This is a genomic window from Micromonospora sp. NPDC049523, from assembly GCF_040676775.1.
Classification (GTDB): domain Bacteria; phylum Actinomycetota; class Actinomycetes; order Mycobacteriales; family Micromonosporaceae; genus Micromonospora_G.
Window position 1 is genome coordinate 366114 of record NZ_JBFAPP010000002.1, and the last position, 13774, is coordinate 379887.

Sequence of the window (13774 nt, forward strand, 5' to 3'; positions counted from 1 at the left end):
GGAGGCACGCGACAGTGAGCGCGACCGCTGGTCAGGCCGCCGACGGAGTACGGAGCCTGGCGGACCGGTTCGGCATCGAGCCGGGCATGGTCGTCATGGAGATGGGTTACGACGAGGATGTCGACCAGGAACTCCGTGACGCCCTGACCGACCGCTGCGGGGAGCTGGTCGACGAGGACACCGACGAGGTGGTGGACGCCGTACTGGTCTGGTACCGGGACGGCGACGGCGACCTTTTCGAGCTTCTCGTGGATGCCCTCGGCCCACTGGCCGACAACGGCGTGGTGTGGCTGTTGACGCCCAAGGCTGGACGTGACGGCCACGTCGAGCCGAGTGAGGTGAGTGAGTCGGCACCTACCGCCGGTCTCCAGCAGACCTCCACGATCAACGCCGGCAAGGACTGGAGCGGGGCCCGTCTGGTCCTGCGCCGGGGAGCCAAAGTGAAGAAGTAGCGTCACCACCCAGTGCGGAGAAGGCGGGGTGCCGGTCGGGGGAGACCGGTGCTCGGTTGATCCGCGTGCCATTCGCGACAGGAGCCGATCCATGCCGATCGAGGTTGGTGCCCAGGCGCCCGACTTCGTGCTGAAGGACCAGAACAACCAGGAGGTACGCCTCTCGGACTTCCGGGAACGGCGGACCGTACTGCTGGTCTTCTACCCACTGGCCTTCTCCGGCACCTGCCAGGGCGAGCTGTCCGAGGCACGCGACAACCTCGGCGAGTACGTCAACGACAACGTCCAGTTGTTGACGGTCAGCGTCGACTCGGTCTACAGCCACAAGGTCTGGTCCATCGAGCAGGGCTACGAGTTCCCGCTCCTGGCCGACTTCTGGCCGCACGGCGAGGTGGCCCAGGCGTACGGCGTCTTCAACGACGTCAAGGGGTACGCCAACCGGGGCACCTTCGTGATCGACAGGGCGGGCGTGGTCCGCTTCGCCGAGATGAACGCCCCCGGCGAAGCCCGCGACCAGGCAGGCTGGCGCAAGGCGCTGGCCGCGGCCACCGCCTGACCAGGGTCTCAGCGTGGTCTTGGGAGGTTCCCCGCGTGGGGATGCGGGGAGCTTCCAAGATCTAAACTCCGGGGTACGCCGCCTCAGGTGACCCGGAACCACGCGGCAGGGTAAGCTTGCCGCCGCCGGACGCTGCACGTACGAGCGTTCCGGGCGCGTAGCTCAGTGGGAGAGCACTCGCCTTACAAGCGAGGGGTCGCAGGTTCGAAACCTGCCGCGCCCACCACCTCAACAGGGACGCGATGGGCCGCAGGATTATCGGCGGCGTGCATCATCTCAATTCATCCTAGAAGCAGTCCGGCGCCCCGCTTGGTGATGTCCTTGAGTTGGCTCTGAGCCGAGGAAGACAGACGAGACGGTGCAGGGCAACCTTCCCGGCTGTGTGGGACGTCAGGATTGGAGTTCGCTGGGCACCCTGTAACCCAACCCTGAGCACCCCGAGCTATAACCACGGGGTATAGCTGGGCAGGTTCCAATTCGGGCAGATGAAGGCACAGACCGAGTGGCCACATGCCACCAATGAGCCTGCTTCAAACTGGCCTGACGGGCAGATCTCACGTACGGACATGGAAGGACATGAGCTGTGTCCCCGGAGCAACCAAGGAGGGTCAGGCCGATTTCGTCCCGGCAAACCGCCGTAAGGCCGTAGGTTGGGATTCGAGCAAACGGGCAGCGCGTGAGCTGCGCGGGATGGGCCAGCGGGAAGGGTTACGCGATACGCCAACCGTCGAGGCGACCGAAAAGGCGAGATACCGGCATGAAAGTGGGCGATTTGCCATCACGGACTCCGTTTATCGTCGCCTTTACTGCCTGGCCTATGGGGCTGAGCCACGCGACCTGTTCGGAGAGCTGCCCGCAGGCCGGAACAATTGCTGTCATTGACACTTCGCCATCTCTGCGCAGTAGTCAGGCGCCGATTTAAGTAATCTAAGCATCGCCGCGCGGCCAGAGTAGATGCTGCGCCGGACACCGGGCCGTCTTCAGTGAATGAGTCGATGGCAGGAACTCAAATGAGGTCTTCGAATTTCTTCCGATAGTAGTCTGCCCAACTGCCGCCGAAGTCGAGGACCCCTAAGAATGCCATAGGCGCGCGATGCTTGAAATTGCGCAGCGTGACGGGCGAGCCATCAAATTGGGTCGACAGGAGGTGCATCAAGTATTCAGGTATCCAATGTTTTCCTAAAAGTCGCTGTGACTGCCCGGCGGAGTAGACTCGCCGCAGGCGGTCTTTAACTCTTCGCTCCAAGTTAGCGTGTTCCGAGGTAGGGAGTTGAGACTTCGACAGAATCACTTGCCTCGTTTGCGCTACCTCAGCCTCTATGGGAGGTCCGAACAACCCGTCGTTGACTACAGACTTTTTAGTGGTACCCACATGACAGAAAGCCCGATGTGCTGCGGCAAGACAACACAACTCGATCCAGTCCAACCAGATATGGGAAAGTTCGGTGGCCCAGTTGGCGTTTCGGCTGGCAAACGCTCGTGCACTGTCACCGTCTAGAGATGCCGCACGGCCAATTGCCTGCGCGAAGTCGCTATAGATGTACGCGCACGATTCGGCATCGGCCATTGGTGTATAAATAACATGACGTGACCGGCGTGTCGACTTCGCGATGTCGTCAACGTCTCTGTCTATGCAGAAGGCAATCGAACGTCGGCCGCCAGAATTAGTCACGGAAAGCGAGTCAGACTTTTTGTACTCCTCGTACACTGCCATAACCGCCGTCTTTCCTCCGGTGGTTCTTTCTTCGCCGGACGCCGCAACGCGCCGGGTGATCTGCTCTATTAGCCATACTTGGTAGCCGCGCTCGGTAACGTAACTGCTGGATGCGGCGACTCCCTCGTAGAATGAGGTATCGAAGTCTCGCCCCTCCACCACGATAAATAGGGCAGCTTCTTTTGACATCCGGACACGCTTCGCGAAACCCCCTGGGGTATAGGAAAGTTTACGGTTCAAAGCTCAAACACCTTATGATTGTCCACATTTGCCATCACCTCTGGTGAATGGGTCGCTAGGATTAGCTGGGCATCTGGGTTGATTAGGTGCATGAATGAGACAAGCTTGTTTTGCCAGTCGACGTGTAGGGATAGTTCGGGTTCGTCGATGAGAATCGCGTTGGAGCGAGCGGCAAGACATTCGAGTAAGAGTCGAACGATCTGCTTCTCGCCACTTGAGAGGGATTCGAGGGGGATGCGTTCATCGCCAATTCTCACCCCGAGACCTTGTCGGGGATCCAAAATCAGTCGCTTGTTCCGTGGGAATAGTGCCGCAAACATCTCTATCAAGCGCTGTTGAGGCGCCTGCGCCACGTTGATTAAGTGCTGGATCTCCGAAATTCGTGTTACGACATCTTGTAACAGAGGGTTCCTCTCGTAATTCTCAACGAATTTCCCAGGCGAAGCGAGCTGGGGAGCGATTCGTTGTCCCTCGAAGAACGAGGTCACCAGTTCGTATGCAATTTCGCTAGGAATAACAGCTCGCGAACGAGGCCGAGATCGTTCACCGCTAAGAACCGCTGAAAGCACTTCAGCCAGGCCCTGTTCCTGAACTTGCCTAATACGGATAAGTGCCGCGTTGCTGTAGTCTCGCCAAAGTGCTGTTGTTTGTCGGGCAAATTCCTCGTCAATGATTGTTTCATTTAGCAGGCCGGTCGATTCGCGAGGTGGGACGCCGTGCCGGTAACCCGCGTGTGCGAGATCCGTCATCCTGGAAATTGGGAGGTAGCCGTGAGGAAAGGCGCGGTCATGTCTGGGATCCGGAGTGGTTTTCCACTGAAGCTTGCGAGAAACCTCGGCAAGAAAAGCGCGTTTCTCCTCCTCGGAGACTTTTTCTTCTTCCATGAATGCCCAAAACTCTTGCTCATCGGATGTCAGGTCGCTTTGCCGCGCTGCCTTCCTGACCGTCCGTGTCACCGATTTTCCGTTGTGCTCAAACGTGATTTCTGCGGAGCGAAAGGGAACTCTGGCAATGCTGCTAGGGTTGCCCGTCAGGGCGCTATGGAGAATCTTGAGGAATGAGGTTTTTCCTGACCCATTCATGCCCCAGAACACGTTGAGGTCGCGGTGAAATACGATGTGGACGTTGCCGGGCCTGCCAGCAAGTCCGGAAACCTTCGCTTCTAGCAGCTTCGCCACTGTTCCTGCATCCTTGGCTGTTTTGGTAAGGGCTTCGGTTAGTCAATCCTCAGTTATTCAATCACCTGGCGAACTGTCCCTAAGGTACCGCTCGGAACAACGGAGCACCTAGCCTTCCATAGCAGCCGGCTCCGTCGCTACGACCGTAGGTTCGAGCGAATCGTCAGCTATACGACAGTCCCGGCAGTCCATGGGTCGCATCCGCGTCGCGAAGGAGAAATCCAGCGCGTTCACGTAGACGGCGAACGCATCACCTGTCGCACCGTGTTGTCCCGCCCGACCCATCCGCTATTTGTGCTGCTCAGCGCCTTGATCGGCGTGGTCTTGAAACAGGCAAGGGCAGCGCAGTCTACGTGTCGGCGTTGTCTCAATCGGTGCTGACCTCGGAACCAGACCAGTTCGACGGGTTCGCCGTCGAGCAGGAGCGACTGGTGTCGCATCACCACGGGCTCGCCCTTGTTGATGCCGAATGCTGCGGCGACCTGCATCGGAGCGGGCCGTTCGTCCACCGCGATGAGCTGGCTCGAACCGGTCTGTCCGTTCCGGCTCGGGTCGTTGACCCACGGGTACGGCTGGCCGTCCGGTGCCGGGCGCGGGTAGTGGTCGCTTCGGATCACGTACGGGGCGTTGGCTGGTGGCGAAGACGCCTCGTCCGGTCTGGCCTTCGACAAGGCCTTCGTCTTTCAGGATGCGTAGCGCTCGCTGCACGGTTTGGTTGGTGACGCCGTACTGCTTGGTGAGTGCGGCGGTCGCCGGGAGTTGTTCGCCGGGTGCGAGGTCTCCGGACAGGATGAGGGCGCGCAGGTCCGCTGCGATCTGTTGCTGTCGATCGCGGGTCTGCTCGCCCGTGGGCTCAGTCATCGGGGGATACCTGCATCTGGTAGGTGAAGCCGGGGGACAGTCGAGAGACAGTGTGGGTCACGACGTACTCGACTGGTGTGCCGTCTGTGTTCCGGCTCAGTCGCCTCATCACGAGCAGAGGTTCGTCCGCGTCGACACCGAGCAGTCTCCGTTCCGCCTCGGTCGGTTGGCGGGCGGTGATGTGCTCGGTGACCACGGCTGCCGCGTGTCCGAGCTGCGCGAGCACGCCGATGGCGCCGTCCCGGATCTTCCGGTTCTCGGCGAGCGGAGTGCCGCCGGCCAGCCAGAACGGGTAGTAGGAGTCGGCCAGCTCCACTGGCTGGTCGTCCTCCAGGATCAGCCGGCGCCGGACCACAGCTCGACCCTCCTCGCCCAGGTTGAGGGCGGTGCGGATGGGCGCTTCGGGGGTCAGTGTCTCAATGCCCAGGAGTTGCTGGGTGCCAGCACGGCCACGAGCCGCAGCCTCGTTCGCCCACGCATCGCCGGTTCCGGGCGTGACGTAGGGGTCGGACGTGCTGGTCCAGCGCGGGGTGCTCATCGCTACTACCTACAGAGGTGGCCCTCGATCATGTTGCCCGATGCCGAGGCCGCGCAGTCGGGGAATTGCCGGGGGAGTGCGGGGGGTGCGGTTACTGCGCCTCCGGCTGGAATCCCCCCCGGCCCCGGTATGCCCGGTGAGGCCAGCGCCGCCTGTCGCCAGTGGATCGTGGGTGGTTGAGGTGGGATGCCACCCGCCCCCATGCACTTGCCGGAGCCGAGCAGGCCATCGCCCGAGGCGCCAGCGTCCGTCCGGGCGTCAAAGTCCGCTTGTCATGGCGCCCCGGACGCCGGCCCGCTCCACAAAGTGCGGGTCGACGGCGTACGGGATGGCTTCGACTGGCGGAAGGTTCGTAACGTCGGAGGTCTTGACCAATCAACGATGGTGGCTGGGGAGACCTGTGAGCGTCGTCAGTGAAGTGCGTTGGCGAGTCAATCGCGCGTTTAGTGAGGATTATATCGATGACGAGACGACGCGGGATATCCTCAACGACCTGCGCCTTAGCCACAGGGACATTGAGCAGAGAATTCGCCGCAGTGTCGGCACTTCCGTCTTGCTCGGAGTTGTGTGCGCGCTGATTGCGGCAGGGGAGGTAGCCGAAGCGAGCGTAGGATTTGTGAAGTTGAAATCAGTAGGTTACCTACTGGTTGGGGTGCATGTTGCTACCGCATATTTCCTGTATCTGACCGCTAAGTTAATCAGCGATTTGCGTGCGTCTGTTGCGATGCACGATGAGATTATCAAAATTCGCTATCCCAGTCTCTATGAAAATGGGCTGGAAAGCTTTCTTGTGCCAAACTCGTACTTCGAAAGAAGTCTTCGGGTCACTTTCTTTTCGAGAGGCAAAGGCGCGCTGATTTTCGGAACCTTCACCTTCTTTTTCAATACGCTTGGCGCGCTCATGCTACCGCTATGGGTACTGGGGCTGGGGCAGTTTGTGCTTGCTGCGAGGCAGGACTTGCCCACCTGGATCCCCCGAATGGCAGCCGTAATAACTGTTGCTTTGGCAGCCATGGCTGTCGGTGAGATCTGGATATCTGTCAATCCGATAGGCACGTACCGGCAGCTACGGGCTGACCGGAAGAAGAGAAAAATGGGTTCAGGTTCTGGGGATGCGGTTTTACCCGATGCGTAGGACGTGCCAGTCACTCGCCGTGGTGCGGAGCAACGCCGGCAGCCGCGAGAGCCACAGTGCGCTTGAGAACAGGCCGTGTCATCAATCATTGGTGAGCAGGTCGAATACGGCCCTTTCCAGGCCGTCAAAGGTGGACCGACGATGACTAACGTTGACCATCGACGACAAACGTTTCCGCAGCTCAATGCCTGAATGACTACCTCATGTCGGATAGGTCGGCTGCTGGTGTCAGTTCAACGCCAAGTGGTCGGCGCACAGGGGCGAGCGGCATCGAGGGGCATCGGCCAGGCAGGTATTTGAGCGGGATGGCGGCGACTAGGTCCGAGCTGTGGCCAGCTCGTCAAGCGCTACTCACGCGCCCGACTCAGTCTTCAGCCTCGTGCCGACGTACGGCTGAGCAGGCCGTGAGAAGCATGCACCAGATACCCGAGATTCGATCGTGCGAACGTGCCGGAAGCCTTGCCCTAGGTAGTAGTCGTGCAGGCGTCTGTTAGTTGTCCACGCGTCGAGCCTTAGCCAGGTCAGCCCGGCGTCGTACGCGCGTCCGCCGGCCCAGTCCAGCATTTCGCCGCCGAGGTCGGCTCCGGCGTAGCGCAGCGGGATCATCATCTTTGCTACGTAGAGCGCGTCGGCTGGGTCGTCCTCCGGGTACCAGAGCGCTTCGGGGTCGCGGTCGGGTTTCCAGAGTGAGTCGACGTCGACGTAGGCGGTCAGGGTGATGGTGGCGATGGGTTCCTGGCCGTCCCAGACGAGCCAGGTCTGCCCTGCGGACACGGTGGCGGCGACCGCGGATCGGGGGAGCGGGATCGACCACTGCTCCTCGCCACGCGCGGTCAGCCAGGCGACCCGCTCGCGGCGCCACGACATGATGATGTCGACGTCGGCCAACTCGGCACGAGTGATGATCATTCGGCCGAGTCCCGGTCGCGGAACCTAGCGATCACATCTGCCTCGCCCAGCGTGTAGACGACTCGGTTGCGATCGCCCGCGAACGTCGTGACCGATACGCGGACTGGCTGGTCGGCGGTGAAGCCGGTTCGGATGTAGTGCAGGACCGGCGTGCCCGGATTAAGGCGAAGCAGGCTGACCTCGTCCGGCGTCGGCATTGCCGCGACCAGCTCATCTTCGGCGCCGAGCTGCTGGTAACCGCGCTCTGCGAGCAGCCGTGTCGTGCCATGCGGAATGTCCCGTGGCGACAGCAGCTCCGGCACGCTCTCGCAGAGGTCCATCGGGTAGTAGCTCGACTGGACCGATGACGGTTGGCCGTTGACTCGGCGGATGCAGCGGCGTACGGCGACTGTGGAGTCAGTCTCGACGCCGAGTCGTTCGGCGATCGCGGCGGAGACGGCTTCGATCCGTAGTTCGAAGTCTTGTGTCGGTTCGTGGCCTTGAGCGCGGACTTCACCGAACCAGGCGTCCGACTCGGCCCACAGGCCGTGCGGCATCTCGGCGCGGCTGGCGTGGTAGGTCAGGGTGACTCGCTCGCGGATCACCATGCCGCCGGCTCGACCTGCGACGGATTCGACCAGACCTTCGTTGAGCAGGAGGGCGGTCGCGAGGCGGACGGTGTTGCGGGAGACGCCGTACTGGTCTTGGAGCTGGGTCTCGGTCGGCAGCTTGTCGCCTGGGCTGAGTTCGCCGGAGATGATCCGCTTCCGAAGCTCGGTGGCGATCTTCCGGTAGAGCGGTGGCACGGGCTCTCCTCACCTCGGTAACACGTTGGTACGAATCTTAGGGTCCCAGTCTTGACGAAGACCCATGTCGCTGTAATGGTTGGTACCAATCCAACGTAACGCAACGTTGGTACTTGATCAACGGAGCGGTGATGGACTCTGGCGAGATGGCCCGTGAGATGGAGCGCGTCAACCGCGCTCTGGAGCTGGCTCGGGTGCACCTCGCCGGACTCGACCAGGCCGAGAGTGCCCGTGGCCTGGCCAACCGCATCACCCACTCACCACTGCGGACCTTGCTTGAGCAGGCCGAGGCATCGGCCGAACGAGTGACCAACTACCTGCGGGCACAGACCCGCTAACGAGCCTCGCGCTGAGCCCTGGGCATCTCGCCGTACCAGGGGTCTGCGCTCATCACGACGGAGGTACGCGATGCGATGGCGTTGGTTTGTGCGGGCTGCTGCGCAGCCGGATCGGGTGGGGCCGGCGACGCAGTACGGGGGTCGGTCCGGTGGTTACCTGAGGGCGGCCGTGCCGGATGGTGCCGAGGCGCTGCCCGTACGGGGTGACGAGTCGGTTGACTCGACGCGGCGCGGGACGCGGGCGAGGTGGCCGGAGAACCGTGGGTCGCACTGGCGGTCGGTATGAGTGAGTCGAGTCCGATCCGTCTCACCTACAGCCGGTCGCTCTGGCCTGCGCTGATGCAACAGGCGCGCAACGTTGTCGCCGCGCACGAGGGTGACAGGTTGTGTGACTACTGCATCGAGCCGGGTGACTGTGGGCGGCTTCGGGGCGCGCAGAGCCGCCTCGCTGATCCGGAGATGTTGGCCGCCGAGCAGGAGGAGCGGTCGTGAGCGGGCTTTACGGCGTACGCCGGAATCACGCCGATCCGGACGTGGCGCTGCTTCGGCCGCGGCATCGCGCCGACGGGCCTCGTGCCGCACAACCTGACCGGACCCGCCCGACGGGAAGGTTCCGCCGCTGGTGGTGTCGCCTGTGGCCGTGGGCGGTGCGGCGGAGTGTGCCGCCGCCGGTCGCGCCTGGGGGCGGCGTGCCGCCGACGCCTCCGGCGTGGGCGACGGCGCCGACCGTGCACCTCGGGCCGCTGCTCACCTACGGGCAGCAGCTCGGTTATCGGGTACGCCGACCAGGCGGTGACCGCCGATGAGCGGAGTTTGCCCGACGGGGTATCGGCCGGGGACGCCCCCGCCCATCGTCGGACCGGTCGAATGGTGACGCCGACCGGGGCGACCTCGTCCAGCGGGATGCATCTGCCGCTCCGGCCGCTGTGGATCTGCCGGATCGACGCCTACCCTTGGCCGTGCGCGGATGCGCGACTCGACCTGACGAGCGGCTACCGCGACAAGACGATCAGTCTGACCCTCTTCCTCGCCTCCCAGTTCGTCGAAGCGCTCGGCGACCTGAACACGATCGACCCGGCCATCGGACCGCCACCCGACCCACGTGCGCTGTACGAGCGCTTCATCGGCTGGGTTCCGGCAAGGCGTACGCGATGAGCGGGCTGATCAAGGTGACCGTCAATTTGACCCCGGCGGCCGAGGCGGCACTGACCAGGCTCGGCGACGTGCACGCCAACCGGACCGACGCGGTCAACTTCGCGTTGCGGTTGGCGTCGCTGATGGCCGACCTGGCGCCCGAAGGACATTTCACGATCGTCCAGCCGGACGGTACCCACGACCGCGTACACCTGATCTAGCGGTCCAGTATCCAGAGTTTGCCCTGCTTGCGCGTGCGTCGCGTACGCGCACCAGACCCGACGGAGTCACCGTTTGATGAGTCAGCACCCGGAACCGGTCAACGCCGACGCCATCCGAGCGTCGGCCGACCTGACCTGGCAGCAGCACCAGGCCGGCGGCAACTCCTGGCACCCCGGCACCTGCCGGCAGTGCACCCCGGAAGGCTGCCCCCAACTGAACTGGGCAACCGCGGTACGGGCCGCCGGCCCGGCCCCTTCGGAATAGCCGTTTTCGCCGGTCGGCTTTGCCACGCTGGGCGGGACTCGGCGGGGGCGGTTCGGAGTTGTACGGTTCTGACCAGCGCGTTTGTGACGGGGGAGGGGCGGATGGCCGAGGAGATCACGTTCGAGGACGTTGCGCCGGTGGTGCCCGTACTCGACCTGGACGCCGCGCTCGATCGTTACCGGCGGCTGGGCTTCACCGCCCACCCCTACGAGGGCGGCGAGCGGTACGGCTTCGTCGAGCGCGGCAACGTGTCACTGCACCTGACGGAGTGGGCCGAACACGACCCCCTCCGTACGGCAGCAACGGTGTACCTCTACGTCTCCGACGCCGACGCCCTGCACACCGAATGGGCCGCGTCGGGTGTGGAGGGGCGCCTGCTCGAACCGCGCGACACCCCGTACGGCCTGCGGGAGTTCGCCTTTGTCGACCCGGACGGAACCCTGCACCGGATCGGCTCCCCACTCCCGCGTCGGTAACCTCTGTCGGCGCCGACGGCGACGGCACAGGGCCGGTGGGCCTGGGTCGGGACCGTGATGGGGGCGGAAAACCCCCGGGTGGAGTCGGATGGTTTCCGGCTTCTGACCGCCGACGGCGTTGCCTAGCGTCGATCATGTGATCGAACTACGTGAGCTGACGAAACGGTACGGCGACCAGATCGCCGTCGACGGGCTGAGCGTCCTGGTGCAACCGGGGGTGGTGACCGGCTTCCTCGGCCCGAACGGGTCCGGCAAGTCGACGACGATGCGGATGATCCTCGGCCTGGATGCCCCGGACCATGGCGAGGCACTGGTCGGCGGCGTCCGGTACCCGGACCTGAACTGGCCGTTGAAGACGGTCGGTGCGCTCCTCGATGTTGGGGCGTTCCATCCTGGCCGCAGCGCCCGGGCGCACCTGACCGCGCTGGCCGCGAGCAACGACATCCCCGGTTCGCGGGTCGAGCAGGTACTGCGCATCGTCGGTCTGTCCGACGCGGCAACCCGGCGTGGCGGTACGTACTCGCTCGGCATGCGTCAGCGGCTCGGCGTCGCTGTGGCCCTGCTCGGCGACCCGGGCGTTCTCCTGCTCGACGAGCCGGTCAACGGGCTGGATCCGGAGGGCATCCGGTGGATCCGGGACCTGCTGCGCGGACTCGCCGCCGAAGGCCGGACGGTGTTCGTCTCCAGCCACCTGATTGCCGAGATGGCGTTGACCGCCGACCGGCTGGTGGTCATCGGACGTGGCCGGCTGCTGGCCGAGACGACCGTCGCCGAGCTTGCCGCCGGCGACGACAGCCTGGAGGACGCGTTCTTCCGGCTCACCTCAGAGGCTACCGACTATCGCGGAGTGGGAGCGCCATGAACGGGTACGGATTCCGGCACGCCGCCCGGATGGAGCGGATCAAGCTGAGCAGCGTCCGGTCGACCTGGTGGCTGGCGATCGCCGCGGTGGTCGCGATGGCTGTGGCCGGGGCCGGGGTGGGACTCGGCTATCGATCGCACACCCCGGTCGCCACCGCCGCCCAGATCCTGAACAACAGCCTCGGCGGCGCCATCGTGGCCCAGTTGCTCCTCGGAGCGCTCGGCGTCCTGGTGGTGACCGGCGAATACGGCACCGGGATGATCCGCTCGACGTTCGCCGCCGTACCGCGGCGTCGGACCGTCCTGGCCGCGAAGGTCGCCGTGTGCGGCGGCGCGGCTCTCACCGTCGGCCTGGTCGCGAGCTTCGCCGGCTATCTGAGCGGGCAGCTCGCGATCCGCGGCACCGCCATCCCGGCCGCATCCCTCGCAGACCCGGTGATCCTGCGCGCGGTCGTACTGACCGGCGTGTATCTGGGCGTCACCGCGCTGATCGGGGTCGGCATCGGGACGATCGTGCGGCACTCGGGCGCAGCGATCGGCACGCTGTTCGGTCTGATGTTCGTCCCGATGATCGTGGCTGGCCTGTTCGGCGAGAGTGGAATCCAGGTCGGCCGCTTCGTCCCGCTGCTGATGCTGCTCAACTCGATCGCGGTGACCTCGCCCGTACCCGGGCTGTTCTCCAGTTGGGTCAGCGCGCTGCTGATGTGCGGGTACGCGGCGGTGGCGATTCTGTGCGGCGGCGTCCTGCTCCGCTACCGTGACGCGTGAGCAGCGACAATGGGCTGATGACCGCGCTGCGCGCTCCGTTCACCACACTGGCCCTGCGCCAGGCGGTGTTCTGCGTCGTCGGCGTGGTCAGTGCGGCCGCGATCCTGTGCGTACCGGCGATCGGGCCGGCCCTGGGCGTCCTCGTACTCTGGGCGACCGGAGCCATGTCCGACCAGCCCGCGCCTACCGTCGCGCCGGTGTTCCTGGTCCTGGTCCCGCTCACCATCGCGCTCCTGTTCGTGCTGGCCGCCCCGATCGGACGCGCGATGGGAGCCGTGCATCGCTCACTCGCCGACCGGCTGCTCGGCGTGCACGTGGACGCCCCGCCGCCCCGGCTCTCCAACCGGATCAGCGCCGTGGTCTCCGACGGACCGGGCTGGCGCGCCGTCGGGTACGGCCTGCTCAAGGTGCCACTGTCCATCCCCCAGGGCTACGGCGTGTTCTGCTACGTGTTCGGCCTGGTCAACCTCAGCTACCCGGTGTGGTGGCCACTGTTTCGCAACCACCCGCCCGGAACACGCCTCGGACCGGTGTGGGCGCTGACGCCGTTCGGCGCTATCGGTACGCGGACACTCGCCGGCACGTTCCTCGTCGCCGCGGCCGGCCTCGCCATGCTGCTGGTCGCACCGTGGCTGATGCGGGCCGGTACGACACTCGACCTTGCCGCGATGCGACGGCTGCTCGGTCCGCGTCGGCTTGCCGAACGGGTACGCGAACTGCAGGTCACCCGGGCCCGTGCGATCGACGACGCGGCCGCGATGATGCGCAGGCTGGAACGGGACCTGCACGACGGCGCGCAGATCCGGCTGGCGACGCTGGCGATGAACCTCGGCATGGCGACCGAGAAGCTCGGTGCCGACGGCCCGCCACCCGACCTCGCGCAGGCCCGCGAACTGGTCGCGCTCGCCCACCGCGGAGCGAAGGATGCCCTCGCGGACCTGCGCGATCTGGTGCGCGGGATCCACCCACCGGTCCTCGACAACGGTCTCGGCGACGCGCTGGCGACGCTCGCGACGAGCAGCGCCATCCCGGTCGCGGTGAACGTCGAGCTGCCCGACCGCCCGGCGCCCGCGATCGAGACCATCGCCTATTTTTGCGCCTCCGAGCTGCTCGCGAACGCGGCCAAACACAGCCGGGCGACCCGTATCGGGCTCGGCGTCGTCCGGTCCGGCGAGCGCCTGACGGTGATCGTCGACGACGACGGTATCGGCGGGGCGGACCCGGACGGTCCCGGCCTGTCCGGCCTGGCCCGCCGCATCGCCGTCGTGGACGGACGGATGCGCGTACGCAGTCCGACCGGCGGTCCGACCCGGGTCGAGATCGAGCTGCCCACAGCGGTATGA

Annotated in this window: 18 protein-coding genes, 1 tRNA gene and 1 pseudogene; 13 read left to right on the forward strand and 7 right to left on the reverse strand. The window is 64.8% G+C overall.

Features of this window, described 5'->3' with window-relative positions; translation table 11 throughout:
- The first annotated feature begins 14 nt into the window (after positions 1-14).
- From AB0J90_RS04175 to AB0J90_RS04185, 3 genes are all read left to right on the forward strand, one after another.
- Complete coding sequence (locus tag AB0J90_RS04175) at positions 15-452, forward strand: DUF3052 domain-containing protein (RefSeq protein WP_326556520.1); 438 nt, start codon at positions 15-17, stop codon at positions 450-452.
- Positions 453-543: 91 nt separating this feature from the next.
- Positions 544-1008: a peroxiredoxin gene (locus tag AB0J90_RS04180; protein ID WP_363591967.1), complete on the forward strand. Its 465-nt coding sequence runs from the start codon at positions 544-546 to the stop codon at positions 1006-1008.
- A 151-nt stretch (positions 1009-1159) separates the two neighbouring features.
- A tRNA-Val gene (locus AB0J90_RS04185) sits at positions 1160-1234 on the forward strand.
- Between the two features lie 780 nt (positions 1235-2014).
- Here AB0J90_RS04185 and AB0J90_RS04190 read toward each other — a convergent pair.
- From AB0J90_RS04190 to AB0J90_RS04210, 5 genes and pseudogenes are all read right to left on the reverse strand, one after another.
- Entirely contained in the window at positions 2015-2911 is an 897-nt protein-coding gene (locus AB0J90_RS04190; RefSeq protein WP_363591969.1) for a hypothetical protein, read from the reverse strand.
- 47 nt (positions 2912-2958) lie between these two features.
- Positions 2959-4140, reverse strand: coding sequence for an AAA family ATPase (locus AB0J90_RS04195; protein ID WP_363591971.1), 1182 nt, complete (start codon positions 4138-4140; stop codon positions 2959-2961).
- Between the two features lie 230 nt (positions 4141-4370).
- Complete coding sequence (locus AB0J90_RS04200; RefSeq protein ID WP_363591973.1) at positions 4371-4757, reverse strand: UTRA domain-containing protein; 387 nt, start codon at positions 4755-4757, stop codon at positions 4371-4373.
- 34 nt (positions 4758-4791) lie between these two features.
- Positions 4792-5001, reverse strand: a pseudogene (locus tag AB0J90_RS04205) (winged helix-turn-helix domain-containing protein); the annotation flags it as partial.
- Positions 4994-5539: a UTRA domain-containing protein gene (locus tag AB0J90_RS04210; protein ID WP_363591975.1), complete on the reverse strand. Its 546-nt coding sequence runs from the start codon at positions 5537-5539 to the stop codon at positions 4994-4996. The pseudogene AB0J90_RS04205 and the gene AB0J90_RS04210, both read right to left, overlap by 8 nt.
- A 400-nt stretch (positions 5540-5939) precedes the next feature.
- Here AB0J90_RS04210 and AB0J90_RS04215 point away from each other — a divergent pair, with 400 nt between their 5' ends.
- Positions 5940-6674, forward strand: a complete 735-nt coding sequence (locus AB0J90_RS04215; RefSeq protein WP_363591977.1) for a hypothetical protein — start codon at positions 5940-5942, stop codon at positions 6672-6674.
- A gap of 351 nt (positions 6675-7025) precedes the next feature.
- Here the strand turns inward: AB0J90_RS04215 and AB0J90_RS04220 are convergent, their stop codons facing one another.
- Together AB0J90_RS04220 and AB0J90_RS04225 are read right to left on the reverse strand one after the other, a co-directional pair.
- Entirely contained in the window at positions 7026-7583 is a 558-nt protein-coding gene (locus AB0J90_RS04220) for a GCN5 family acetyltransferase (RefSeq protein WP_363591979.1), read from the reverse strand.
- A complete protein-coding gene (locus tag AB0J90_RS04225; RefSeq protein ID WP_363591980.1) occupies positions 7580-8368 on the reverse strand; it encodes a GntR family transcriptional regulator in 789 nt (262 codons plus the stop codon). The genes AB0J90_RS04220 and AB0J90_RS04225 overlap by 4 nt, the downstream gene beginning before the upstream one ends.
- 131 nt (positions 8369-8499) lie before the next feature.
- Here AB0J90_RS04225 and AB0J90_RS04230 point away from each other — a divergent pair, with 131 nt between their 5' ends.
- From AB0J90_RS04230 to AB0J90_RS04270, 9 genes are all read left to right on the forward strand, one after another.
- Positions 8500-8706, forward strand: coding sequence for a hypothetical protein (locus tag AB0J90_RS04230; protein WP_363591982.1), 207 nt, complete (start codon positions 8500-8502; stop codon positions 8704-8706).
- 282 nt (positions 8707-8988) lie between these two features.
- On the forward strand, positions 8989-9198 hold the full coding sequence (locus AB0J90_RS04235; RefSeq protein ID WP_363591984.1) for a hypothetical protein: 210 nt from the start codon (positions 8989-8991) through the stop codon (positions 9196-9198).
- 375 nt (positions 9199-9573) lie between these two features.
- Positions 9574-9861 carry a hypothetical protein gene (locus AB0J90_RS04240; RefSeq protein ID WP_363591986.1) on the forward strand — a complete coding sequence of 96 codons (288 nt, stop codon included), beginning with the start codon at positions 9574-9576 and terminating at the stop codon, positions 9859-9861.
- Positions 9858-10061 carry a hypothetical protein gene (locus tag AB0J90_RS04245; RefSeq protein WP_326556532.1) on the forward strand — a complete coding sequence of 68 codons (204 nt, stop codon included), beginning with the start codon at positions 9858-9860 and terminating at the stop codon, positions 10059-10061. The genes AB0J90_RS04240 and AB0J90_RS04245 overlap by 4 nt, the downstream gene beginning before the upstream one ends.
- Positions 10062-10137: 76 nt before the next feature.
- The gene (locus AB0J90_RS04250) at positions 10138-10326 is read left to right on the forward strand and encodes a hypothetical protein (RefSeq protein WP_326556533.1); all 189 of its coding nucleotides are present in this window, start codon (positions 10138-10140) and stop codon (positions 10324-10326) included.
- Positions 10327-10427: 101 nt separating this feature from the next.
- The gene (locus AB0J90_RS04255) at positions 10428-10802 is read left to right on the forward strand and encodes a VOC family protein (protein ID WP_363591988.1); all 375 of its coding nucleotides are present in this window, start codon (positions 10428-10430) and stop codon (positions 10800-10802) included.
- A 136-nt stretch (positions 10803-10938) separates the two neighbouring features.
- Complete coding sequence (locus AB0J90_RS04260) at positions 10939-11664, forward strand: ATP-binding cassette domain-containing protein (RefSeq protein ID WP_363591990.1); 726 nt, start codon at positions 10939-10941, stop codon at positions 11662-11664.
- Positions 11661-12431, forward strand: coding sequence for an ABC transporter permease (locus AB0J90_RS04265; RefSeq protein ID WP_363591992.1), 771 nt, complete (start codon positions 11661-11663; stop codon positions 12429-12431). The genes AB0J90_RS04260 and AB0J90_RS04265 overlap by 4 nt, the downstream gene beginning before the upstream one ends.
- Positions 12428-13774 carry a sensor domain-containing protein gene (locus AB0J90_RS04270; protein ID WP_363591994.1) on the forward strand — a complete coding sequence of 449 codons (1347 nt, stop codon included), beginning with the start codon at positions 12428-12430 and terminating at the stop codon, positions 13772-13774. The genes AB0J90_RS04265 and AB0J90_RS04270 overlap by 4 nt, the downstream gene beginning before the upstream one ends.